The sequence below is a fragment of the Caballeronia sp. A2-2 genome (assembly GCF_057612605.2).
The window spans coordinates 705,905-731,063 of the sequence record NZ_CM172588.1 but is presented as its reverse complement, the minus strand read 5'-3'; the positions used below and the strand labels follow the sequence as shown (position 1 = coordinate 731,063).

The following is a 25,159-nucleotide window of genomic DNA, read 5'->3' as shown; positions in this document are numbered from 1 at the left end:
GAGTGAGTCGGTGGAAACGGGTCTACGAGGTCAGCGGTGTGGACCCAACCCGTTGTAATTTGATTCGCGGGATCGGCGTTATCGTACGGATTGTAGAAGCGCACGAAAGAGAACTGTTGACGGGTCTTCAGCACGAGCACTCCATTTCCTTTCGTTAAATAACCCTTTCTCACAACAAACGCCGAAACCTTTTGAACATCGAATTTGTAAGTCACTCTCAATTCGTTCGTACATAGCGACCATCAAGTCGTCGATAGATATGAATGCTGCTTTTTCCGTTTGAATCTCTTGCCCATGAAACAACGATATCTGTCGAGCCGTTTGCCCACTTTATAGATTTAAAGGCTGACCCTTGTCCGTCGTCCGTTAGTTCAATATTCTCAAGGCAACTGCTTACTTTTTCCGAAAACGAAATCTTCGCTCTTCCCCCCTCCAATTCCAGTGCGTACAGAAGATCTTCTGTCCCCGCGCCGCAATATCCCGTTGGAGATGTTGACGAAGGGGACAATACTACAATCAGGATGAGATTATTGTCGCCTGATCGACGTGCCGACGCTTCAGGGAAAATGACCCCCGACGACGAGCGCAACGCTCGCTTTAATTGAATTGGTATTTGAATAAGAGTCTTTTTTCCAGCAACCTGAGAATAAAACTTTCCGCCATCAAAGATAATTTTCTTTCCGCCTAACGTCGATACGCCGTCTGGTAAGGATTGATCGGCAGAGGAGTCATTGGTTAGCGCGAGGAGCGCAAACAAGAAAAAGAACAACTTACTCACGGCCTTCGACGTGATCGGCATAACAAACTCCACTGTACTTCCAAGGGTGGCTCTCAGTTTGACCTTTTTGCATTTTCGGATATTCGTCCTTGTCACGGGTGTGCAATTGGTCAACCGTTTTGCCTTGATTTTCGGCAACTGAAGTGTTCCAGCCCATATTACCGGTCTGAGGGTCACACAGCATGTCCGGCGTCCTTACCCACGTCTGACTGTGTTCGTCCCACGTATGATAACTACCGCCGTTCCATCGACTGATGGTTTCGTGCGCCAGTTGATCGTCGGTATAATGCCGACCGTTCTGCCCAAGATATGCTTTAGCGCTTGCTTGTTTTTGTTGATACAAAGCAGCCCCACCGCGAACATTCGCCTTCCAATTCCAAGCTTGCTCATAGGTTGGCGATGGATGGGTCAACTGAGTCATCCCGTACCCTGCGTCGCCGGCCACCACAGGTTCACTGTCGGCGTTGATGAAGTTTTTGAAGCAGCTTTCCTGCGCGAGTAATTTATCGAAACCGGTAACGTTCTGAATTCCAGCAAGAAAGCTCTTCACTTGGTCTTCATTTGGATTCTTGCCAAGAACTACGACAGTTCGTTTGTAAGTCTCGTCGCCGGCCTTTACAGTGACAACAAGTTTTCCACCGAGAATCTTCGAATTGAGATTTGCTTTCCACACCTTGTCGCTTGATGAGAGACTTCCGGTTTCAGTGAATGTTTTCAATTTTCTACCGCTGCGAACGCGTTCTTTCAAACCACTAACGTGCGCATTCCATTCGATTTTCCAATCCCATTGATATGGCGCCGCCACATCGGATTTGAATTCAAAAGATATGTCTGGAAAAGTAGCATCTTCGTCGACATAAAATTTATCTCCTGCATTCGGTCTTACCCATTCTCCCGAATCGGTCGTGACAACTACTTTAACCAACGAGTCGGCGTTACCGTTGGTTTTTCCTGGTTTGGCGCGATGGTGAGATTTATGATGCCCCGACATTTTTTTCCTTTGGTTCAATCACAATTGTTAATTCTTCTGGCACATCGGTATAAACACGCTCAGTCAAACCATGGTTGTCCGAATAGCCGGACCATATTTTTCCCGACTCGCTGTGAATTTCGTAATATCGACGCGCCAAAGGCGTTTCGCCGTCTTCGTCGAGCAAATGAAATTGCTCGTGATAGACATTGTCGTTTGGGAGGGTCGGCGTCTGTAAGCGCCTGGAGTCGGCGTCGATCTTCCCCCACGTCGCCCCTTTCTCCAAGATCGCTCCCGGCGAACCATTGATAATTCCGCTGCCGTTGATTTGGATGTAAGAGCCGCCCGCCCCGATCCAGATTTCCTTGGACGCCGTCAACACAATCCTCCCGTCCGCACTGCTGATCGTGATGTCTTTCAACGCCGCAAGCGCCATCTGATCGCTTTGCGCCTGAATCTCGACGCGTCCCTTCGCCGCGATGAGTTTCAGTCCCAATTGATACGCGAACAGCGAGATTGCCCCCCGCACCGATGCCAACAGCGATCGTCCGAGTGACACGCTCATGTCGCGTCCAGCCGTCACGGCAAAGTCCTGACCGCTCACCTGATGCGTGCTTTCGGCGGCGGTAGTGGCGATGCCCGCACTGCTTGTCAATACGAGGTCGGGCCGCGTCATCTCCGGCGACGGGTCATCGGGCGTTTTCGGGCCGCCTTTGATTGCTTCGTTCTGCGCTTTGATTGTCCGTACGACGTCAGACTGGCTTGCTTCGGTCGTCTGTGCCTCATGCCGCTGCGCAAGGCTCGTCAGTTCCTCGTGCTGCCCGCGCGCCTGCGTGAGCCGCGCGACCGTCTCGCCCATATCTTTCACGGGCGCGCTCGCACCGCTGCGTGCTTCGGTCGAAATCAGCATGCCCTTATTCGCCCGAAGTACACCCCACGCGTCGGTCGCTAGCTCCCATCCCAACCCGCGTGCCTGTTGACGCCCGTTGCCATACACGATGCGCGTGTTGTACCCGAGTACGAGACGCGAATTAGCCTGATCGCTGGCCACCTGCACTTGTTGCTTGCGGGGCGTATCGTCCGTTACCAGATAGTTGTGGCCTTGCCCTTCCAATGCGTGACTCACCAACCCTGTGAGCGCCATGTTCTTCGGCAGATCGAACGGCGGTGGGTTGAACTGATTTACCTTGCTCGACAGGACGAACGGCTTGTCCGGATCGCCTTCGTGATAGCCGATGGTGATTTCATCGCCGACACGGGGCACCGCGACGAAGCTATGCGGTCCGCCGTGCCACGGCAGCGACACCCGAATCCAGCAACTCGAGTTTTGGTCCTTCTTGCCGAGCCTGTCCCATTTGAATTGGCATCGAATGCGCCCGTACGCGTCAAGCCACAAAGGCTCGTTCGGCGGACCCGTCACCACCGCTGTCTCCGGATGCGCACGCGGTTTCCGCTTCGGCATGATCTTGAAGAATGCATTGCCTGGTTGCACTACGAACTCGATCTTGCAGTGGTAAAGCGCGTCGCCGCCCGTCGACACCGTCAATTCGTCGGGATTCCGCACATCGATCGAGGTCGACACCACCAGATACTTTTGGTTGATCTCTTTCTGAGGATGACCTTCCATCCGGAACGTCCGCCCTGTCTTCATTCCGCGCAAGTTTCCGGCGCCGTGGGCTCGCAAGCCTTCACAACGTAGCGCCTCAACGCGCACCCAGGCAAGGTAGTCGCCCTCGTTGTGCAGATCGTTCGGCCGACCCGACAAACCCATCGCTCCGGCCAGCGGCTGCGTATAGTCGCCCCAGTGATACTGCTCGATGTTATCGCGCGCGGATTTGCTGTGACGGTACTGGTTCACAAGGAACGTGCCGTTCGACTGTGTGTAGTCGTAGTCGTTGAGCGTGACGTCGCCCGCCGTGATCTGACGCGACACGCGCAGGCTGTGAATATGCTCTTCGTCAATGCGTCCGTTCCCGGACGGATGATAAAGAATAGTGTCGTAAGCGTTGCCGTGCTTTTTGTGCGAACCGGGCGAATCGCACAGGACCAACGTCATGCCATCGAAATGGTAGTAGATTCCCCACTCGCTCCAAATCTGGCTTAAAAATTCGTAATCGCTCTGCCAGAATTGCCGGATAAAGTCGCGTTTCGGAAAGACGTTATTGTTGAGCGCTACCGCGGCCAGCCGCAACTCCAAGGGGAACTTGTAGTTTCCGCCATTGAGCACGTTTTCCGTGATCTCCAAAACGCTCATGTCTTGAAAAACTCGGTTATCACGGTTCTGCGTCGCAAGCCAAAGCCAGGGCCTGACGGTGAACCGGTAATGCGCACGCCGCTCGTCGTTGCCTGTTTGCTGGACTTCCATGATGATGCCTTCAATCGTGCGTATGCCCGCGCCGACGTTGCCCGCACCTAGATTGCCGGGCAAGCCGGGGACGAAGGTGCCCTTGCCCTCGAATTCGATAGAGATTTCGATGCATTTGCCGATCAGTTCATCCGGTTTGATCAGTTCGCGCGTTTTGTAAACGTGGAACGTGGGGCTGACGAGTGAAGCCAGTTCCAGCTTGTATTCGAATAGCTCGCCGAGCGCTTCTGTGCCGGTGACGCTTTGGGCGACCAGCACGTCTTGACCGCCCCAGGTAGGCAGCGCCTTGCACGTTACCTTTAGCGTGCGGCTCTGTAATAGGCTGAACATCGATTGTGATCCCTGTCTATTGTTCATTAAGTTCGTGGCGGCCGCCGAGCACGGAAATGCTGAAGTCAGTTGCTTGCCCTGTTCAAGCAACGCCACGCGTGCCACGACGCGGCGCCCATTCCGCAATGCAGCCACGTTGCTTGACATGCAGTTTGGTCCGGGTGAACGCGTGGGCCGACGCGTGTCGCGCGAAGTAGTGTTCGAGAACGAGACCCAGCGCATATGGACTGACACCGTCGAGGCCGTCTTCGTCCACGGTGACCGCACATTCAAGTGCGCGCACCATCGGCGGAACGTTCTGTCGTACGACGCAATAGACCGGAGTGAGCGTGGCGCTAATGATGCTTTCAACCTGCCTTGAGAGCGCAGCAGGCATGTCTTCGGACAGATAGAGTCGTAGCAGGCTGCGCAGACCCTCACCGGGATTGGGTTCGTCGTAACTGTCGTCGAAGTCTGCTAGTTGAATATTGAGTTGCGCGAACAACTGCCATGCTTTGATGCCCGAGGCGAGCGGCGGTCTTGCACGGCTTGGCGTGCGTACCAGACCGACGCTGGCGAGCGGTGCCGAGCCGGGCATCGTGAGATCTTGCACGCCGTCACAGCTCAAGACGCTCGGAAGATCGCGGTTGGTCAGCCACGCATCGACGGACAGATAGTTGATTCGAATGCCTTCAACCGGGTTCGCTTGCATGTAAGGCAGCCCGTCGCGTCCGACGAGCGAAAGGAGCGCATCGGTTTTCACATACGGCGCGCGCGTTCCATAGAACCGGCCTTTCGCATTTGACACGGACTGCTCATGGCGCACCGTGAAATAGCGCCCGTGATTCTCTTCGTCGTGCAGCATGGCTCGATGGAGCGGGTGAAAAAGCAGTTCTTCAGAGTCCTCTTCGACGTCGACCTGACCGATGGTCATGTCCACGGAATGTACTTCGTAGTCGAGCGGCTGCTTCTCGAACGGCACCAGACGCATGGGCGTCCCGCCCTCTTCCACCTGCATCGGTGTGGTCCGCGTTTTGAAGAGATTTACCACCGGTACGCAGAAAAGAGCGAATTGACTTGCATCTACGTATTCGGCCAGTTTGCTGGTGGGCTGGTCCAACAGAACGACGATCTCGGCTTCGCACCCGTGAATACGCGCGAAACCTGCCTTTAATCCAGTCAACGTGAAGAAATAGAAACGGCTTGGGCACGCGAAATACTCGTGCATAAGGTTGTGGCCGAGAAACTTGGCCGCAACAAGCGGCAAGACCGCGTCGTCGGGTCCGAGCCCGTCCTGTACGACGGCATTGGACGTCACCACTTGCGGCGAGTAGTCCGCCTCGCCCAAACGCCCCGGCTCTCCGACGATAGAAACCACTGCGCCCGTATGAATGAGTTCGTGCAGGTGGGAGGCAATGCGTTCGTCTCCCGAAAGATAGATCTGCAAACGGTCCAGTCCCTGCAGCGAAGAGAAGGGAGTGTCATCAATCGTTCGCAAACGTAGGCGCAACGCGCCTTGCAAACGACGCTCCGGGGGAACGTACCGGCTTTGTCGCTGAATATCAGGCGGAACTTGAGTCAGCCGCGCGTCGATCAGAGTGATTGGATACAACGCCACGTCCTGCGTCGTGCGGAAGGTGCAAGGCGTTTGCTCGCCATCGGGCAGGTTCGTGGATGCCAGTTTCGCGCCGCGTTTGACGGTATAGCCCGTCTTCAAGGCGTGGGCTTTCCCATCGGGAAAAAAACGCGCGATGGAAATCGAAGGCGTTGGAGACAAATAGTTCGGATAGACCGACGACAAAAGCGGCTCGGTCATTTGCCGGAACGCGTCGTCGAAACGCATTTGCGTGCGCGCGTTCACGAACGAGGCTGATTCGAGCAGGCGATTGACGTAGGGATCGCCAACGCTGCCCGAGATCATGCCAAGCCTCGCTGCGATCTTGGGATGATCGCGGGCAAACTCCTCGGCCGAAGCCTGCATGAAGCGCAGTTCGCTTAGGTAAATGTCGAGCAGACGCGGATCCATTTGATTCACGTCAGGCGAGGCAGGAGTAATCGCGCATGCCTACGGCCGCTTGGACCGTAGGTTTCTGTGTGGAATACACAAGCGCTAGATGGTTGATCTGCATGCCTGAATTGCTGAGAATTTCGTGGAGGAAATTATCAGTCAGACCCTCAATAAGCTCGCATAGGAGCGCTCTTAAAGGCAGGTATGCAAAGCAACATACCGATCAGATACTTGACCTAAGTTGATATTGAGCGTGGTTTTATTGCCTTTGAGCAATCAATCTGTACAGACCGATCGCGCTAAGACCTTCAATGTTATTTCGAATTGCTTACGACCCCTGCGACGCCCTCGGCGGCGGCGTATTCGCCGCCACGTTCGGCCCTTGCCCCGCCTCGCCGGTCGGATGCTGCGCCGCCTTCGACGGCTCCCCGCGCTGATCCGCGCCCGTCACCTCGCTCTGCGCCTTCAACGCTTGCGCAGATTCAGCCACACGCTCATTCCCACCATCTACGATCACGAAGTTGCGCTGCGGATTCGCAATCTCGATACCCTTCTCCGTGAACTCATTGAGGATGCGCCGGTTGAACTCGCGCTGCACCGGCCAGCGCGTGCTGTCGCGGCATTGAATCTGTCCGGCGAGCGTGACGGTCGAGCCGTCCACCGCGTCGACGCCCCAGAAGCTGAAGTCGGAGAGTATGCCGTCGCGGAAGGCATCGTCCTGACGCAGGGCCGCGCCGATGCTCTTGAGCGTCGAGATGGCGAGATCCACGTCCTGACCGAGCGCGATCGACACGCGCACCGCCGCATTGCCGATACCGCGATTCGTGTTGTTCACCGTCGTCACCGAACTGAACGGCACCGTGTAGAGCGAGCCGTCGCCGCCGCGCAGCCGCACCGTGCGAATCGACAGATATTCCACCGTGCCCGACACGCCCGACACCGTCACCCAGTCGCCCACCTGCATGGCGTTTTCCATCAGCAGGAAAATGCCGGTGATGAAATCCTGCACCAGCTTTTGCGAGCCGAACCCGAGCGCCACGCCGAAGATGCTCGCGCTCGCCAGCAAGGGCGCGGTATTCACCCCGATCTCCGACAAGCCCGTGAGCAACACCACAATGCCGATGACGACCATCAGCGAGGTACGCATCATCGGCAAGAGCGTGCGCAGGCGGGCGGCGCGCACGCGGTCGCCGCTCGCGGTCCACTCTTCCAGCCGGCTCTCGACCATGATGTTCGCGGTCTCCCACACGAGCACGGCGAACACCGCCGCCACCGCGATCGTCACGAGCGCCGACGCAATGCGGTTGCCCACCCCGCCCGACGTGAAGAAATGCACGATGTGGACGCCCCAGACTTCGAGCAGCGCGATCATCGTCAGCACGGCGATCACGATTTGCACGACGCGCCGCAGAAGCGGGTAATACCGGTAAGCATGCCGATGCGCCACGGAGCGCCCGGCCACCGTTTCATCGTCGTCGTTCTCGTTGAAGATGCGGCCCAGCGCGCCGAACGTGACGATCGCGGCGATCCTCGCGCCCACCAGCACGAGCAGCGACACGCCGCCGAGATGAAACAGCGTGCGATAGCCGTTCTGCACATCGAGCGCCCAGACGAACCACAGCGCCATCACGAAGAAGATCGCGACGCCCGCCCAGACATCCGCGATCCAGCTTCCGACATAGGCCGTCGAACGGTGCGCGTGCAGCCGCGCGCGAATGCGTTCGGCCACGGGCGTGCGGCATTCGAAGATGGTGTAGGCGAGCATCACGTGAATATCCAGCGTGACGATTTTAAGAATGGCGATGCGCGCGGCATCGGACAGACCGAGCGGCTCGCAACCGTTCGCGATCGCAATGCCGAAGCCCGCGACGATCACCATGCTGCGCAGGCGCCGATACATGTACATCGCGGTTTCGTCGCGCATCTGAATGAGGCGCAGCCCTCTTGCGTGCGGCGCGAGAAACAGCCCGCTCACGATCATGATGACGCGGCAAATCAAGTACACGTCGATGATCGCGCCCGCCACGCGCGCCTCGGTCGTGTTGTCGTCCATCACGACGGAAGTCAGCAACGTCACCACGCCGATGAACACGCCGAGCGGCACGATCTTGAGCACGAGATACAAGAGCGCGTGCGGCAGACGTTGCAGCAAGGTCCAGTGCCGCGCCGCGTGACGCTGCCCCTTGGCCGTTTCCACCTTGCGCTCCGCGACGTGCACGGCGGCTTCGTCGCCGGTACGTTCGGCCGCTTGTTCGGCGCGCACGGCGGCGTGTTCCTGGCGCTTGAGGTCCGGTTCCGTCACATCGGTATCTTCGACCCCGCGCGCCGCGATCTTCATACGCGGCTTGCGCATCAGGCGCGAAAACACATATTCGAGGATGAACGCGGGCACGAGCGAAAGCAGCACGGTCCAAAGCACGTGTTCGAGCACTTCCCGCGCGGCGGGCGTCGCCGTGCGGTCGTGCCACCACGTTGCGACCGAGCGGCCGTTGAGCAGCGCTGCAATCGATGCCCGCACATCGCGCCCGAAGTTCGCGAGCCAGTTGCCCGCCTGCCTCGATACTTGCGATGCCAGCCCGTTCGCCGTCAGCGATTTGGCCAGCACGCTCGATGCACCCGACGCCGTGGCCGCGCCAGACGAAGCCGCCGCCGAAGCGCTCGCAGCCGTCGCAGGCTCAGCGAGCACGCCCGCCGCCGCGACGGCGCGCAACGTATCCGACACTTGCGCGCGCTTTTGCGGATCGTTGAGCACGTTGAGCGCATCGCGCGCCTGTTGCGGCGTGAGCGCGATGGCATTTTGCGAGGCGGGCTTCGATGCCGCCGTCGCGGCGAACGCAGCGCCGGGAAGCATCGAGAGCATGCCCGACAGGACAGCGAACGAAAAAACGAGGAAGTATTTGCGCATGACTCGGATGAAGATCACGGAATGACGGATGTTCGACGAGCGCACGCGGCGCTCATCGAAACGATCGAAGGTGAAAATCACGCAGCTTCGGCGGGCTTGCTCGCGCCGCGCGCGACATCGGGTTCGAAGAAGACCCAGCGCACTTGCGGAAATGCTTGCTGCAAGTCTTCTTCGATGACGTTGATCGCGTCGATCATCGCGCGGCCGCTGGCGTAATCGATCATCTCGGCCTGCACCGCGACGACCACATGTTTTCCCCACTGCAGCGTGATGAGACTCATGATGCGCGTGATCTCGCCACGCGCGCGCAAATGCGCTTCGATCGCGCGTCGCACTTCGGGACTGGCCGATTCCCCGACGATCATCGACTTCACTTCGCGCGCGACCAGAAACGCGATCACCATCAACAATACGCCCACGCCGATGGAACCCGCCGCATCGTAAGCGGGATTGCCCGTGAGCATGGTCGCGAGCACCGCCGCGAACGCGATGGCCAAGCCCAGCAACGCCGCGACATCCTCACCGGCGACGACGAGCAATTCGGATTCGCGCGTCTCGCGGAACCATCGCCACAAGCTTTTATTCGGCGCGCCCTTGCGGATTTCGCGTATTGCACCAGCAAGCGAAAACGCTTCCAGCACGACCGAAATGCCGAGTATCACCAGCGCGACGACCGGATTGGACAACGGTTCCTGATGCATCAACCGATGCGAGCCTTCGTACACCGAAAACGCTCCGCCGACGAAGAACAGCAGCAACGCGACGATCAGCGCATAGAAATAAATCTCGCGCCCCGAACCGAGCGGATGCAGCGCGTCCGCCGGTGCCTGCGCGCGCTTCAGCCCGAACAGCAGCAACAACTGATTGCCGCAATCGGCCGTCGAATGGATGGCCTCGGCGAACATCGAGCCGGAACCGGTGAAAGCGGCCGCGCCGAATTTACACACGGCGATGCCCGCGTTCGCGGCGAGCGCGTAGAAAATGGCTTTCGGTGATTCTTCGTTCATGCGTTCCTTGCAGATTGAATCAGGACACGTCGACGCGGCTCGCGCCATCGCTCATTTCGCCGATCACGGCGGCGTCGTGGAAACCGTCCGCGCGGAAGATCGCGAGCACGTCATCGACCGCTTCCGGTGCGCAAGACACGAGCAGTCCGCCCGAGGTTTGCGGATCGGTGAGCAAGGCGCGCGCCTCGTCGATGGGGGCATCGATCGAATTGTTCAATACGATGTCCGCGCCGTACGCCGCCCAGTTCCGCCCGGACGCGCCCGTATAGATGCCCGCGCGCACGAATTCGCGCACGTGCGGCAACCACGGCAAATCCGCGTAACGGATGCGCGCCGTGAGTCCCGCGCCGCGCGCGAGTTCCAGCGTGTGGCCGAGCAGGCCGAAGCCGGTCACATCCGTCAGCGCATGCACGGTGTCGAGCTGCGCCAAATCCGCGCCGGGACGATTGAGTTTCGTGGTGGCGTCGATCATCGCGCGGTAACCGTGTGCATCGAGCTTGTCTTTCTTGAGCGCCGCCGACAGCACGCCCACGCCGAGCGGCTTGCCGAGCACGAGGACATCGCCGGCGCGCGCGGCGGCATTGCGCTTCACTCGCGACGGATGCACGATGCCGAGCGCCGCCAGCCCGTAAATCGGCTCCACGGAATCGATCGAATGCCCGCCCGCGACCGGAATGCCCGCTTCCGCGCACACGGATTCACCGCCCTTGAGCACTTGCGCGATGACTTCGTGCGGCAACACGTTGATCGGCATGCCGACCAGCGCGAGCGCGAGGATGGGTTTGCCGCCCATCGCGTAGACATCGGAAAGCGCATTGGTCGCGGCGATGCGTCCGAAGTCGAAGGGATCATCGACGATCGGCATGAAGAAGTCCGTCGTCGCGACGATGGCCTGTTCGTCGTTGAGTTTGTAGACGGCGGCATCGTCGGCGGTATCGTTGCCTACCAGCAAGTTTGGGAAAGCAGGCAGCGGCGTGGCGCGCCTGAGCAGATCGGCGAGCACGCCGGGCGCGATCTTGCAGCCGCAGCCGCCGCCGTGTGAGAGGCTCGTCAGGCGTGGGGAAGTGGATTCGTTCATCTAGGTTTCATTCGGTTATGCGGTGATGAAGGGCATTATCACCGCTGGATCATGACACGCGCCGAAACAGCCCCGGATAGGCGGTCACGAGCCCGTCCGCATCGACCTCGATCTGCGCGGTGAAGCCCGAATCCAGCCCTTCGTAACGATAGCGCCGATGCGGCTCGATGCACGTATAAGCCTGTTCCGCCGCGCTCACGCTCAGGTCCGGCACGCTCACATACACCACGCGGATGACATGCCGCTCGTCCTGCTCCAGCCGTAATCGGCGAATGGGCAGCGTGTTGGTGAACGGCGTGGCAGTCAGATCGATATCGATGCAGCCATCGAGTTCGGGACGCGGCGTGCCATCGGCATCGGTCCAGACGCAGAGATCGTGATGCGGGCCGTCGCATGGCGCATCACGACGCAGATCGAGCGCACCGCCGCCCGCCAGTTTCAGCGCGAGGCGCGTGGCGCGCCATTGGGCATCGCATTCGATGCGGTAGAGCAGGCCGAAGGTCTGGCCATCGCTTTCACCCGTCACCGCGCTTTCGATCACGGCGCCGTGTGCATCGAGCGTCATGACGAGATGTTCCAGTCCGGTGCCGTCTTCCTGCGACCATCGCACGGTCTTCATCGCGCATCCTCTTTCTTCGATGCAAAGAGCAAGGATACCCCGCGTTGCGAAGGACGTTTTCGGGGCGTTTCGCTCGACGGTGCGAAACATCGCACGATATACTTTTGCGTCATCTCGAAAATGCCCTCCGCCCCCATCCCACCGAATGAAAAAAATCCTTGCCCCTGCCTTGCTCGCGTTGCTGATGTCGACGTCGATGCATCAGATCGTTCTGGCTCAGGAGACGCCGGACGTGCCGGAAGACTATTCGTATCTCACTCGGCTGCATGTTTCCGACACCGTGGTTCAATGCGTCGCCGCGTTCGATCGCTGGGTGGAAGACGCGCCGAAATACGATGCGTTGATCGTGCCGGACCGGCGTGTGTTGTCCGCCACCATCGATAGCGAAACGCCGGTGTTGAGCGTCGGCAATCCTGTTCCGGTCGATCAGGTGATCGTGATGCGCGCGTTCGCCAAGGCGCGCGGCAAGGCCAAATGGACGCGCGTGGACAGCCGTTGCGGCGTGCGCGATGGTCATGTGGTGGGCGTGTCCCTCACGCCGAACAACAAGCCGCAGATCGTCCGCTGATTTCGATTTAATCAGCCATCCGAACGATTTGGCTTTTTGCGCCGACGCTTCCCCTTCGTAAATATTTCACACCTCACGTTTGCTTACAAACGATCACGGCTTGTCATTTTGCCAGCCGCTACATTGGCTCTCATGGATTCACAGGGAGAAAACCCATGAAGAAGCTGGCGATACTTGCGGTACTCGGCGCGTTGCTCAGCAGTGCGCTGTCGGGCTGCATCATCGTGCCGCCGGGTGATGGCGGATACCACCATCACGATTACTACCGTTAAAGCGTTCGTTGATACGAAGAGGGAGCACACATCATGAACAAGACGAAGAAGAGCCTGCTGATCGCATCGCTTGCAGCGAGTCTGGGAATGGGGCTGATGAACGTGGCATCGGCTTATGAGGCGCCTGCGCCGCATCATGCGGTGGTGGTTGTTGGGTGGCATGGGGATCGTTATTGGGATGGGCACCGGTACTGGGCGCGGGAGGAGTGGGAGCGGCGGCATCCGCATCGGGAGGGGGGGGCTGCGCATCGGTATTGATTTGATTTGGGCGATGCTGCTGTTTTTTTTCGTGCAAGGGGCTGCTGTTGGTTGTGCTTTTATTGCAGTAGCCGCCTCCCCGGCGGGGGGGTAACTTTCTTTGCTGCTGCAAAGAAAGTCACCAAAGAAAGCAGCTTTTTACCCCATGCACGATGGCTGGAGAGGGTTGGTCTGGATTAACCGATACAGTGGCCGCAATAGGACTTGCCACGCGTAACGAGTCGCTTAGGCAACCTAGCGATTACGCGCTCCAACTCTCTAGTCTAAGTGGACCGCATTCATTCATTCGGCCATGCGCTACGCGCGCCGAGAACGTAAGAACGGAATCCCGCAGCGTATCAGCGCCCAGCCACAGCACACCTCCCCGCTATGTCGTTATTCGGCCCTACCTTGGTAAGCGCTTCTGGGCAAAGAACGCACACCAACGCAAGACCTTTTAGTCGGAGCACTAACCAAGGTAGGACCGAATAGCAATCTTGCGGGGAAGCGTGATGTAGCTGGGCGCTTATAGGCTGCGGGATTCCGTTCTTACGTTCTCGGCGCGCGAAGCGCATGGCCGATTGAATGACTGCGGGCCACTTAGACTTGAATATTCGAGCGTGAAATCGCGAGGTTGCCTAAGCGGCTCGTTATGCGTTGAACGTCCTATTGCGGCCACTGCATCGCTTAATCCAGACCAACACTTTCCAGCCATCGTGCCTGGGGTAAAAAGCTGCTTTCTTTGGTGACTTTCTTTGCAGCAGCAAAGAAAGTTACCCCCCCGCCGGGGAGGCGGCTACTGCAATAAAAGCCCAAACAACAGAAGCCCTTTGCACGACAAGAACAACAAAATCAAGCGACAGTAAAAACAAACACTGTCGGGTCACGTGCTAAAAATCCATCTACCAGTTCTTCGGATCGCCCCCAAGTTCCTTACACGTGTCATAAGCGATAGCCTGAAGCTTCGCATCCCCAATCTGGCCTGAAAGCGCATAACCCACCCGATCCAGCGCCCAGTAATACGTCGTCCGCGGCCCTTCGCGCAGCGAGCGGATCTTGTAGTCATCATGGCGGATCGTGGCCGTCGTCATGTAGAGCGTGAGCCGTTCGCCCGCCGCGTTCTGATACATGAACTGCGCTGCCGGACCTTCCTCGCCCGGCAAGAGCCTGCCGCCGACAAGTTGAAAGCCATACTCCGTCAACGATGGAATCGTCACACTGCGCTTGAGTCGGTTGGACAACCAAGTCACCAAATGATCCTGCTGCGACGCGCTCACCTCAACAGCATGCCGTTGCTCAGGCGCAAACACCGCATAAGCCATATCCGCACGTTCCGCGAAACGCGGCTGAGGATTACCTAAAGCGGGCAACAGCATGTGCATCAAAAACCCACACGCCACACCCACAACCAGAAAACACGCAGCCAGCAAGTAACGGTCTCTCGCGCGCGCCCGCATGACTATCACCTGCGGCTCCCCCTGATCGGCGAACAGCGCACGCAACGCGTTATCCTGCGCACGATACGCGGACACCGCCGCCTCGCTCGCCGGATCGCCCGTGATGCGCGATGCCACCGCCTCGCGCTCATCTCCGTGCAATTCGTCATCGACGTAAGCGGACAGCGCCTGCAACGCGCGTTCGTGCTCGGTTGGACGGTCGGGATTCGTCATGTGCGGCTCACTACTTTCAGCGTCGACGTCGGCTTCTTCGTCGAATCCTCGCCGAGCAGAACGCGCATGTGCTCACGCGCCCGCGACAGGCGCGACATGACGGTTCCGGTCGGCACGTTCAGCACCACGGATGCCTCCTGATAACTCATTTCCTCGACGCACACCAGCAACATCACCTCACGCTGCTCGACGGGCAAGCAGTAAAGCGCGCGTTCCACGTCACGCAACACGAGACCGTCCACTTCGCCGCGTGGCGCGGCCATCTGCCGCCAGGGCGCGGTTTCATCGTCCACGGCGATGTCGCGGCGTCCGCGCAACTGATCGATATACAAATTGCGCATGATCGTGAACAGCCACGCGCGCAGATTCGTTCCGGTCTGAAACGACTTCGCGCGATTGAGCGCGCGTTCGGTCGCGTCCTGCACGAGATCGTCGGCCCAGGCGCGATCGCCCGTCAGCGCGCGCGCGTAACGACGCAATTGCGGCAGATGCGCGAGCAAGTCGGCTTCGAAGCTCACGACTTCCGCGCTCGCATCATGATGTTTGTCCGTTGATCCATAGACTCTTCGGCTCGCGGATTTATTCCGCGAGCCCTTCTGGCTTTGCCGTTGCGACGCTCAGGGCTTGACGACGTGCCACACGTTGCGGAAGTTATCCCCGTTCATGTCGCCGGCCTTCATGTCTTTCTTGAAGGTGTAGACGCGCTTGCCGTCGTAAGCCCATTGTTTGCCGCCGCTCGCGCTGGACACCGTGGTCCATTTGCCGCTCGGCTGGTCGGAGTCGCCGGCCATCGCGGCGGGCCATGCGTCCGCACAGCCGCCGGTACACGCGCTCGGGGAGCCGGCCGTGTCCTTGTCGAAGGTGTAGAGCGTCATGCCCTGCCCGTCCACGTACATGCCGTTCGACTCTTTGGGCGCGGCGGCGTACACGGAAGATGCAAGACACATGGCAGCCAGGGTCACGCCCGTCAGGATTCGCTTCTTCATTTCGTCTGTCCTTTTTGTAGAAGTATCCGTAGAACGTTCCGGGGCGCTGCGCTATTCCGCGGACGATGAAATATATCGATGCGGCAGCGCCATCGCATCGGCCACATCTGCATGGTGATGATGCGCCGATTTCGCGGCGTGCGCGTGACGTCTCTCGCCGTCTCACGCACGCCTGAACGCGAGCTTATGCGCCCGCGGCCGCCGCATCGCGCCAGCGGCGAGTGTCGCGCAAGGGCGGCGCGCCGAACAACCGGCTGTACTCGCGGCTGAACTGCGACGCGCTTTCATAGCCCACGCGATGCGCGGCCGTCGCGGCATCGGCGATATCGAGCAGCATCAGGCGACGCGCTTCCTGCAAGCGCAATTGCTTCTGATATTGCAGCGGGCTCATCGCCGTCACCGCCTTGAAATGATGATGCAGCGACGACACGCTCATATGCACATCGCGCGCGATATCTTCCACGCGCAAGGGCTGATCGAAGTGCTGTCTCAACATCTGAATAGCCTTCGCGATGCGATGCGTCTGGCTGTCCTGCAACGCAATCTGGCGCAGGCGCGCGCCGGAGCCGTTCATCAGCAGGCGGTAGAGAATCTCGCGCTTCACCAGCGGCGCGAGAATCGGCACATCCTCGGGCGTGTCCATGAGATGCAGCAGACGCAACACGGCATCGAGCATGGAATTGCCGAGCCGGTTCACATACAGGCCGCGCGAGGCGTCCGCGTGCGTGGTCGGCGGGAGATTCTGGTCCTGAATCAGCGAGGTGATTTCCTCCACGTCGAGATCGAGCCGCACGCCGAGATAGGGTTCGGACTCGCTGGCAACCGACACTTGCCCGCACACCGGCAGATCCACCGACGACACGAGATAGTGCATCGGGTCGTAGATGTACGTTTCGTCGCCGACCATCAGCCGCTTGGAACCCTGCGCGATCAGCGCGAGCGCAGGCGTCTGAATGCCGTGCTTCGGCCCGCCCGGATTCATGATCCGATGCAGGAACAGCCCCGGCACCGGCGTTTCCACCGTGCCTTCGCAGCCCGCCGTGAAACGATCCAGCAGCGAAACCAGATCGAGGCGGGCTTGCTCCAGCGCGGCATCGAGCACGCCGCCGCCGTGGCGCGCCTCTCTGGGTTGATCGTGAGCGTCTTTCTCGGTAAAGCCGGGAGTGTCGTTTAGCGCCATGATTTCCGGAGGATTTTGCGTGGTTTGGACCTACGTGGAACGTTGACTAGCTTACTCGCGCGCGCGTGAGATTGCTTATAAGCGCCGGGGGTGTTTGCAGGAACAGGCAAGGATCCGACAGGATCAGGCTATGCCCCGCGCGAATGCCGGGACGATACTGCATTCCCGGCTCGTGCATCCGCGAGCCATCCAGCCACTCGGGAGCAATCATGCGCTACAGAAAATTCGGCAACACCGGTCTTTTCGTATCGGAACTGTGTCTGGGCACGATGACCTTCGGCGGCGGCACCGGCGGCATCTGGGACAACATCGGGCAGTTGCAGCAGGCCGAAGCGGACGCGCTCGTCGGCCGGTCGCTGGACGCGGGCATCAACTTCATCGATACCGCCGATGTCTATTCCGACGGCGCATCCGAAATCATCACCGGACAGGCGCTGAAGAACCTCAAGGTGCCGCGCGAGAACGTGGTCGTCGCGACGAAGATTCTCGGCGAGACCGGCACGAAGCAGCAGAATTCGCGCGGGGCGTCGCGCTATCACATCATCGATGGCGTGAAGGCCAGTCTCAAGCGCCTGCAACTCGATCATGTCGATCTCTATCAGATTCACGGCTTCGATCCGGCCACGCCGATCGAGGAAACGCTGCGCGCGCTGGACAATCTCGTGCAGCACGGCCACGTGCGCTATATCGGCGTGTCGAACTGGGCGGCGTGGCAGATCATGAAGGCGCTCGGCATTTCGGAGCGGCTCGGGCTGGCGCGCTTCGAGTCTTTGCAGGCGTACTACACGATCGCCGGGCGCGATCTCGAACGCGAACTCGTGCCGCTGCTGAACAGCGAAAACGTCGGCCTGATGGTGTGGAGTCCGCTCGCGGGCGGTCTGCTTTCGGGCAAGTTCACGCGTGAAGGCGGCAAGGAAGAAGGCAGCCGCCGCACCAAGTTCGATTTTCCGCCGGTGAATACGGACCGTGCGTACGACTGCATCGACGCGATGCGCAACATGGCCGAATCGAAGGGCGTGTCGGTGGCGCAGATTGCGCTGGCGTGGCTGCTGCATCAGAAGGTGGTGACGAGCGTGATTATCGGGGCGAAGCGCGTGGATCAGCTCGATGACAACATCGCCGCGACCAAGGTCAAGCTCAATGAGGACGAACTGGCCGCGCTGGACGAAGTTAGCCAGTTGCCAGCCGAATATCCGGGTTGGATGTTCGCGCGACAGGGCGAATATCGCCGCAAGCAACTGAAGGAAACGTCCGCCGAGTGAGCGCGTGACTCGGGATTTACCCGTAGAAAACGCCATTTTTGATGCTTTTAAGCCCCTTTATCCAAATTTTAGATAGCTCCTATCCTCGCCATCGCGTTGCGGTATAACGCGACGATGCCGACACTGTGTGCACAACATCACCACGCATCACGGAGACACACATGCGTACACAGGTCGGCATCGTCGGCGCGGGTCCCGCCGGACTTCTTCTCTCTCATCTGCTTCATTTGCGCGGCATCGAATCCGTCGTGCTCGAAGCGCGCAGTCAGCACGATATCGAATCGACCATCCGCGCGGGCGTGCTCGAACAAGGCACGATGGACCTGCTCGATCAGGCCGGACTCGGCGCACGCATGAAGGCCGAGGGCGCGTTGCATCATGGTTTCGAACTGGCGTTCGAGGGGCAGCGCAGACGGATCGCGCTGACCGAACTGACCGGGCATTCGATCACGGTCTATGCGCAACACGAAGTCATCAAGGATCTCGTCGCCGCGCGCGAGGCCGCGAACGGCGAACTCAAGTTCAACGTGTCGAACGTGACGCTGCACGACTATCAGGAAGGCAGCGACCGCAAGCCGCGCATCAAGTACCAGCACGAAGGCCGCGACGAAGAACTGGAGTGCGATTTCATCGTCGGATGCGACGGCTCGCAGGGCGTGTCGCGCGCGTGCATTCCCGAAGCGGTGCGGCAGGATTATCAGCGCATCTATCCGTTCGGCTGGTTCGGCATTCTGGTCGAAGCGCCGCCCTCATCCGACGAACTGATCTACGCGCGCCACGACCGCGGTTTCGCGCTTATCAGCACACGTTCGCCGGGCGTGCAGCGCATGTACTTTCAATGCGACCCGAAAGATTCCGTCGATGCCTGGTCCGACGACCGCATCTGGGCCGAACTCCACGCCCGCGTGGATACGTCCGACGGCTGGCAGATCACCGAGGGCAAGATTTTTCAGAAGAACATCGTCGGGATGCGCAGTTTCGTTTCCACGCCGATGCAATCCGGCAAGCTCTTTCTTGCAGGCGATGCCGCGCACATCGTGCCGCCGACCGGCGCGAAAGGACTGAATCTCGCGGTGTCGGACGTGCGCGTACTGAATGCGGCCCTCATCGATTTCTACAAGGAAAGCAGCAACGAAAAGCTCACGCGCTACACCGAAACCGCGCTCAAGCGCGTATGGCGCGCCGAGCACTTCTCATGGTGGATGACGCGCATGCTGCACAAACTCGACGACACCTCGCCGTTCGAGCAACGTCTGCAAGTCGCGGAACTGGAGCACGTGACGACGTCACGCGCCGCAGCCACCGCGCTTGCGGAAAACTACGTGGGCAGCGTCGCGGTTTGATGCGCGTTGCCGGGCCGCCATGTCATGTGAAGGCGGCCCGCCGCGCGTTACAGCACTGTGACCACGCGCGCATCGCCTTCCACGGACGGAATCACCTGTCCGCCCACGCGCCGGAAAGTAATCGTCACGTTACGCTCGCCTAACCGAAGATCGCCGATTTCCAGCCAGTCGATGCCGTCCGGCAACTGCGGCCGGTCGATGCGGATTTCATCGTTGACCGCATCCACTGTCACGCCGAGACACGCTTCCAGAATCATGAACGGCGCACCCGCCGCCCACGCCTGCGGCAGACACGCGACCGGATAGGCAATCGGCTTCTCGCCGCGCTGCCGAGTGAAGCCGCAGAACAGTTCGGGCAGACGCATGTCGAACGTCACCGCCGCTTCGAACAAGGCTTGCAGGATGCCGACCGCCGCGCCGCGATCGCCGTAACGCGCAAGACCGCGCGCGCACAACGCCGTGTCGTGCGGCCACACCGAGCCGTTGTGATACGACATCGGATTGAAGCGCGGCTGACCCGCAGCCAGCGTGCGCACGCCCCAGCCCGTGTGAAAGAGCGCCGATTCGAGTTGCCGCGCGACCAGTTCGCCGCGCTTGCGCTCCACCAGATCGAACGCCAGCAAATGCCCCGCGTTCGAAGACAGCACGCGGCACAACTGACGTTTTCCATCGACCGCGATGCCGTAGAAATCCGCTTCGGGCATCCAGTACATCGCTTCGACTTTTTCGCGGATATGGCGCGCGCGGCGATCGTAGTCGTCGGCGCGATCGTGTTCGTTGCGCTCGCGGGCGAGGCGCGCCATCGTCGAAAACGCCGTCGATGCATACGCCTGCACTTCCACCAGCGCAATCGGGCCGATGGGGAACTTGCCGTCCGCGTGGAACACGGAATCGTGGCTGTCCTTCCAGCCTTGATTGGCGAGGCCGTGTTCGGTCGCGCGTTGATAGTCGAGCAGGCCGTCCGGGTTCTTGTCGCAATGACGCGCGACCCAGTCCGCCGCGAGTTGCAGCGACGGCCAGATTTCATCGATCAGCGAGGAATCGCCGGTGCGTTCGGCGTAAGCGCCCGCCAGCACGATGAACAACGGCGTGCTGTCGACGCCGCCGTAATACAGCGCGAACGGCACTTCGCCCGTGGCGGCCATTTCGCTCTTGCGCGTCTCGTGCATGATCTTGCCGATTTCGGCATCGCGGAACGCCGAATCTTCGCGCGCCTGATGCGCCGACAAAAAGCGCAACACGCCGCTTGCCAGCGTGGGATGCAGCCACAGCATTTGCAGCGACGTGATGATGGCGTCGCGCCCGAACGCGGTCGAGAACCATGGAATGCCGGCGTAGGGATACGGGCCGGTGTCGAGATCGGTCGTCAGGAGTCCGAGATCCGCAAACGAACGGTCGATCCACTCGCTGAAAAGCGGATTGCTCGAACGCACGCGCGCGCTGGCCCGACGCCGGTCGCGCATGCGGCGGTGCGCATCGACCAGCGCTTCGCGGATTGCCGGCCGTCCCGATTCCGGCTCGCACTCCGCGGCTTCGGCGGCGTTGCGCTTGCTTTCCTCGCTGGCATCGCTCAAGGCATGCGTCACCGCCGTGACGGACAGATAGACGGAAATCGCCGTCTCCGACTGGATATGCAACGCGTAGTCGGCGCGCGTGGGCGAAAGCACATCGGGCGTGGGCGTGAACTGAATGCGCGCGGTACGTTCCACTTCATCCAGACCGACATAACGCAACACCACTTCGCCATTTTCGACGACCGGTGGCCGCAAGGTGCCACGCTTGCCGCGCTTGGCGCCGCGCACCTCGAACATATCTAGAAAGTCCGCCTTGAACGAGATGGACAGCGGCACGGTGGAAGGCTCCGTGCCGTAGTTCGTCAGCACGATGCTCTCGTGCAGCACGTGCCCGGAAAGCACACGTTTGCGTTCGACGTGGATCACGCCTTCCGGCGTGCCCGCGCCACCGATGGGCGGCAGCGGCTTGTTGGTCAGATGCGCCGTGAACACCGCGTTGTCGCTCGATACACTGCCCGAAAGCAGCGATGGCGCACGTCCGCCGAAGGTCAGTGTCAGTTCGGACAGCACACGGGTGTCATTGACGAACAGGCCGTCGTCGACACCGCGAATGTCGCCGTTCGCGTTGTAGACGGCGAACGTATTGCCCGATTTCAGCACGAACTGCCGCTCGGCCGGGACGTTGTTGTTTTCGGTCGGGATGAAGGGCTCGTCCGCGCGGGACTGAGACTGTTGCTGCTGCTGTATCGGCTGTTGCACCGGGTCCTGCTCGTGTTCCTTCGTATCCATCGCACCTTCCTGAAAGTTACGTGAAAGGACTACATTCGATGCGTGCCCGCCCCGCGCGATGCCACCGGTCATGGCTTTACATGCGGCAGGCGGGCGGCTTACCCGCTATCATCGACGGTTTTTCGACTCAGCCACGATCCTCGGGTTCTCCGCGCGCATGCATATCGACTTACTTTATTCCGCTTCCGGGCTCGCGGTAGGCTTTCTGGTCGGCCTGACGGGCGTGGGCGGCGGTTCGCTCATGACGCCGCTGCTCGTCCTGCTGTTCGGCATTCATCCTGCAACGGCTGTCGGCACCGACCTGCTCTATGCCGCCGCGACCAAGGCCGCCGGCACGCTGGTGCATGGCATCAAGGGTTCGGTCGACTGGCGCATCACCGGGCGGCTCGCGGCCGGCAGCGTGCCTGCCGCGGCCATCACGCTGTACTTCCTGCATGAGCACGGCATTGCATCGCCGGGCACGGCGCGGCTCATCCAGTTCATTCTCGGCACGGCACTGCTGATTACCGCGATCTCGCTCGTCTTCCGGCCTCAACTTGCCCGTTTCGCTTACCGCAAGGGCCGCGAGCGGCCTGACAATCCTACCCGCACACTCATCTGGACCGTGCTGACCGGTGCCGTGCTGGGCGTGCTAGTGTCGATCACCTCCGTGGGCGCGGGGGCAATCGGCGTGACGGTGCTGTTGCTGCTGTATCCGCGACTGGCGACAGTACGAATTGTCGGTTCCGATGTGGCGCATGCCGTGCCGCTCACACTGATCGCGGGCGCGGGCCACTGGATGCTCGGTTCGGTGGACTGGGCGCTGCTCGTTTCGCTCCTCGTGGGTTCGATTCCGGGTATCGCCGTGGGCAGCATGCTGTCCTCGAAAGCGCCCGAGGCACTGCTGCGGCACGTGCTCGCGGCGACGCTGGTTCTCGTCGGAACAAAGCTCGTGTTGAGTTGATGTTAGTTCATTCGACGGCACACTGACCAGTCGGCCAAAAGTCATAGGCCGAATCGCATTGCGTTCGTGGTGTTTGCGCGGTGTCCACGCAGCGTCCATTTCGCCTATGCCGTTTGGCCGAGTTTCCTCCTGCGCGCCGATGCGGCATGATGCGCTGTCAGCCGGATTCGCGTGTTCCGGATGTCGATCATGCGCCGCCATGGCGCGCCGTCCCGAGGAGTCGAGCGATGAAAGAGAACGAACATCCGCAGCACATGTTTCCTTCGAACGCCGAAACATCCGCAAGCGATGCGCCCGCCGATCCCGCGCGGCGTCGGCTGATCGCGGCGGGCGTGGGTCTCGCGGGGCTGTCGCTCGGCGGATGCAATCTGTTCGATCAAAAGCCGACCACACCCAAGACTGCCGCCGATGCCGCGCTCGACCGCACGCTCAACGCGAAGGTGCAGCGGATCGTCGTGATCTATGCCGAGAACCGCAGTTTCACCAATCTGTACGGCGACTATCCCGGCATTCAGTATCCGCTTTCGGCGGTGCCCGCTTCGCGTTACACGCAGTTTGATCGCGATGGCGTGACGCCCATGCCCGCGTTGCCGAAAATCTGGGGTGGCCTTGTTCCGCAGGCGCAGGAAGTCGATGGCAAGCGCTACGCCATCACCGAGCAGCAAATCGCCGATCTGCGCAACGCGCCCTTCCAGATCCTGGACGCACACGGCGCGCCATTGCCGAATTCGGTCATCACACGCGATCTCGTGCATCGGTTCTATCAAAACCAGATGCAGATCAACGCCGGACGCAACAACCAGTTCGCCGCGTGGGGCGATTCGGGCGGGCTCGTCATGGGCCATTACCGCAATTCGCCCGAGACTTTGCGATTGTGGGGACTCGCGCAGCAATACACCTTGTGCGACAGCTTCTTCATGTCCGCGTTCGGCGGCTCGTGGCTCAACCATATCTTTTTGATTTCCGCGCAGGCGCCCTTCTATCCCGATGCGAAGAACACGCCCGCATCGAAACTTCTGGCCGTCGTGGATGGCGACGACCCGACCGGCTCCCGCCTGAAACTCGCGCCGGATTCGCCGAAGTCCGCGCTCGAAGGCCCGCCCAAGTTCGTGCGCGATGGCGCGCTCACCGCCGATGGCTACGCGGTCAATACCATGTTCCCGCCGTATCAGCCGAGCAATGTGCGCCCCGCGCCCGGCGGCGATCCGCGTCTGGCCGATCCGTCGAACGTACTGGTGTTGCCGCCGCAGACGTATGCCACCATCGGCGACCGGCTGTCGGACAAGGGCATCGACTGGGCGTGGTACAGCGGCGCGTGGCAGTATGCGCTCGACAATCGCGACACCGGTTCGACGCCGGATTTTCAGTACCACCATCAGCCGTTCAATTACTTTCGGAACTTCGCGCCCGGCACGCAGGCACGCGCGCAGCATTTGCGCGACGCGGGTCTGGGCAACGATGCATCCACCAACAAACTGATCGCGGATATCGACGCGGGCCGTCTGCCTGCCGTGACCTTTTACAAGCCGCAGGGCAATCTCAACATGCACGCGGGTTACGCGGACGTGGCCTCGGGCGACGAACACATCTCGACCGTCATCGAGCATATCCGGCGCGGGCCGCAGTGGGACAACACGGTCGTGATCGTCACCGTCGATGAAAACGGCGGCTGGTGGGACCACGTCTCGCCACCGAAAGGCGACCGTTGGGGACCGGGTTCGCGCATTCCGGCGCTGGTCATTTCGCCGATGGCCAAGAAGGGCTACGTGGATCACACCGTCTACGACACGAACTCGATCCTGCGCTTCATCTCGCGCGTGCACGATCTTCCGCCGCTGGATGGCGTGGCCGCGCGCGACCGCGCATTCGCAGCGAACGGCGAAGCGCCGCTCGGCGATCTGACGAAGGCGCTCGATTTGGCTTGAGCGGCGTCGCGCGTCAGTTGCGTTCGACCCACGCCCGCGCCGAGATTTCGACGAGATAGCCGTAATGCAGCGCGCTGACCGGCACCACGGCGCGCGCGGGTTTCCATGCGCCGAAGTGTCGCGCGTAAATCTCGTTGAACGTCTTCCAGTGTTCGACGCCGACGAGATACGCCGTCACTTCGATGCAATCCGCCAGACTCGCGCCCGCCGCTTCCAGCACCATGCCGAGGTTGCGCAGCGTCTGTTCGGCCTGCTGTTCGAAGGGCAAATCGGCCGTATGCGTGCCGTCGACGCGCACCGGCAACTGGCCGGATACGCAAACGAGATTGCCCGCGCGCGTCGCGTGGCTGTAGTGACCGGCCGGGACGGGCAAACCGGGTGCATTGATGAGTTCGATGGATGGCATCTTTCGTCCGTAGCGTTGGTTAAGG

20 protein-coding genes are annotated in these 25,159 nt (G+C 60.5%); 6 read left to right on the top strand and 14 right to left on the bottom strand.

Translation table 11 applies throughout. The features are described 5' to 3' along the window. Positions 1–217 precede the first annotated feature (217 nt). The 8 genes from ACZCWR_RS19665 to ACZCWR_RS19630 form a co-directional block, all read right to left on the bottom strand. A complete protein-coding gene (locus tag ACZCWR_RS19665; RefSeq protein ID WP_487304654.1) occupies positions 218–799 on the bottom strand; it encodes a hypothetical protein in 582 nt (193 codons plus the stop codon). Continuing rightward, entirely contained in the window at positions 771–1,769 is a 999-nt protein-coding gene (locus ACZCWR_RS19660) for a hypothetical protein (protein ID WP_487304653.1), read from the bottom strand. Before ACZCWR_RS19660 ends, ACZCWR_RS19665 begins: the two co-directional genes overlap by 29 nt. Then, complete coding sequence (locus ACZCWR_RS19655) at positions 1,753–4,590, bottom strand: type VI secretion system Vgr family protein (protein WP_487304652.1); 2,838 nt, start codon at positions 4,588–4,590, stop codon at positions 1,753–1,755. Before ACZCWR_RS19655 ends, ACZCWR_RS19660 begins: the two co-directional genes overlap by 17 nt. Next, entirely contained in the window at positions 4,526–6,448 is a 1,923-nt protein-coding gene (gene tssF / locus ACZCWR_RS19650; protein ID WP_487304651.1) for a type VI secretion system baseplate subunit TssF, read from the bottom strand. The genes ACZCWR_RS19655 and tssF overlap by 65 nt, the downstream gene beginning before the upstream one ends. A 310-nt stretch (positions 6,449–6,758) precedes the next feature. Beyond that, positions 6,759–9,416 carry a mechanosensitive ion channel domain-containing protein gene (locus ACZCWR_RS19645; RefSeq protein WP_487304650.1) on the bottom strand — a complete coding sequence of 886 codons (2,658 nt, stop codon included), beginning with the start codon at positions 9,414–9,416 and terminating at the stop codon, positions 6,759–6,761. After that, the gene (locus ACZCWR_RS19640) at positions 9,413–10,342 is read right to left on the bottom strand and encodes a cation diffusion facilitator family transporter (RefSeq protein ID WP_487304649.1); all 930 of its coding nucleotides are present in this window, start codon (positions 10,340–10,342) and stop codon (positions 9,413–9,415) included. Before ACZCWR_RS19640 ends, ACZCWR_RS19645 begins: the two co-directional genes overlap by 4 nt. 19 nt (positions 10,343–10,361) lie before the next feature. Then, positions 10,362–11,420: a selenide, water dikinase SelD gene (gene selD / locus ACZCWR_RS19635; protein WP_487304648.1), complete on the bottom strand. Its 1,059-nt coding sequence runs from the start codon at positions 11,418–11,420 to the stop codon at positions 10,362–10,364. Between the two features lie 49 nt (positions 11,421–11,469). Continuing rightward, positions 11,470–12,039, bottom strand: coding sequence for a putative glycolipid-binding domain-containing protein (locus tag ACZCWR_RS19630; RefSeq protein WP_487304647.1), 570 nt, complete (start codon positions 12,037–12,039; stop codon positions 11,470–11,472). Between the two features lie 145 nt (positions 12,040–12,184). Here ACZCWR_RS19630 and ACZCWR_RS19625 point away from each other — a divergent pair, with 145 nt between their 5' ends. Further along, a complete protein-coding gene (locus ACZCWR_RS19625; RefSeq protein WP_487304646.1) occupies positions 12,185–12,607 on the top strand; it encodes a BspC domain-containing protein in 423 nt (140 codons plus the stop codon). A 305-nt stretch (positions 12,608–12,912) separates the two neighbouring features. Continuing rightward, a complete protein-coding gene (locus ACZCWR_RS19620) occupies positions 12,913–13,137 on the top strand; it encodes a hypothetical protein (RefSeq protein WP_487304645.1) in 225 nt (74 codons plus the stop codon). A gap of 881 nt (positions 13,138–14,018) precedes the next feature. Here the strand turns inward: ACZCWR_RS19620 and ACZCWR_RS19615 are convergent. From ACZCWR_RS19615 to ACZCWR_RS19600, 4 genes are all read right to left on the bottom strand, one after another. Continuing rightward, positions 14,019–14,786, bottom strand: a complete 768-nt coding sequence (locus tag ACZCWR_RS19615) for an anti-sigma factor family protein (RefSeq protein WP_487304644.1) — start codon at positions 14,784–14,786, stop codon at positions 14,019–14,021. Continuing rightward, on the bottom strand, positions 14,783–15,304 hold the full coding sequence (locus ACZCWR_RS19610) for a sigma-70 family RNA polymerase sigma factor (protein WP_487304643.1): 522 nt from the start codon (positions 15,302–15,304) through the stop codon (positions 14,783–14,785). The genes ACZCWR_RS19615 and ACZCWR_RS19610 overlap by 4 nt, the downstream gene beginning before the upstream one ends. Before the next feature lie 99 nt (positions 15,305–15,403). Continuing rightward, a complete protein-coding gene (locus ACZCWR_RS19605) occupies positions 15,404–15,772 on the bottom strand; it encodes a COG4315 family predicted lipoprotein (protein ID WP_487304642.1) in 369 nt (122 codons plus the stop codon). A gap of 184 nt (positions 15,773–15,956) precedes the next feature. Further along, entirely contained in the window at positions 15,957–16,952 is a 996-nt protein-coding gene (locus ACZCWR_RS19600; protein ID WP_487304641.1) for an AraC family transcriptional regulator, read from the bottom strand. Between the two features lie 209 nt (positions 16,953–17,161). Here ACZCWR_RS19600 and ACZCWR_RS19595 point away from each other — a divergent pair, with 209 nt between their 5' ends. Together ACZCWR_RS19595 and ACZCWR_RS19590 are read left to right on the top strand one after the other, a co-directional pair. After that, entirely contained in the window at positions 17,162–18,214 is a 1,053-nt protein-coding gene (locus ACZCWR_RS19595) for an aldo/keto reductase (protein WP_487304640.1), read from the top strand. Between the two features lie 161 nt (positions 18,215–18,375). Then, on the top strand, positions 18,376–19,557 hold the full coding sequence (locus ACZCWR_RS19590; RefSeq protein ID WP_487304639.1) for a 4-hydroxybenzoate 3-monooxygenase: 1,182 nt from the start codon (positions 18,376–18,378) through the stop codon (positions 19,555–19,557). Between the two features lie 47 nt (positions 19,558–19,604). On the opposite strand, the gene ACZCWR_RS19585 is transcribed toward ACZCWR_RS19590, so the two are convergent. After that, positions 19,605–21,860, bottom strand: a complete 2,256-nt coding sequence (locus ACZCWR_RS19585) for an amylo-alpha-1,6-glucosidase (protein ID WP_487304638.1) — start codon at positions 21,858–21,860, stop codon at positions 19,605–19,607. A 157-nt stretch (positions 21,861–22,017) separates the two neighbouring features. Between ACZCWR_RS19585 and ACZCWR_RS19580 the strand changes: the two genes are divergently transcribed. Together ACZCWR_RS19580 and ACZCWR_RS19575 are read left to right on the top strand one after the other, a co-directional pair. Continuing rightward, on the top strand, positions 22,018–22,803 hold the full coding sequence (locus tag ACZCWR_RS19580; RefSeq protein WP_487304637.1) for a sulfite exporter TauE/SafE family protein: 786 nt from the start codon (positions 22,018–22,020) through the stop codon (positions 22,801–22,803). 227 nt (positions 22,804–23,030) lie between these two features. Further along, positions 23,031–24,728 carry an acid phosphatase gene (locus ACZCWR_RS19575; protein ID WP_487304636.1) on the top strand — a complete coding sequence of 566 codons (1,698 nt, stop codon included), beginning with the start codon at positions 23,031–23,033 and terminating at the stop codon, positions 24,726–24,728. Between the two features lie 13 nt (positions 24,729–24,741). Here ACZCWR_RS19575 and ACZCWR_RS19570 read toward each other — a convergent pair whose 3' ends face one another. Next, the gene (locus ACZCWR_RS19570) at positions 24,742–25,134 is read right to left on the bottom strand and encodes a RidA family protein (protein WP_487304635.1); all 393 of its coding nucleotides are present in this window, start codon (positions 25,132–25,134) and stop codon (positions 24,742–24,744) included. Positions 25,135–25,159: the final 25 nt, after the last annotated feature.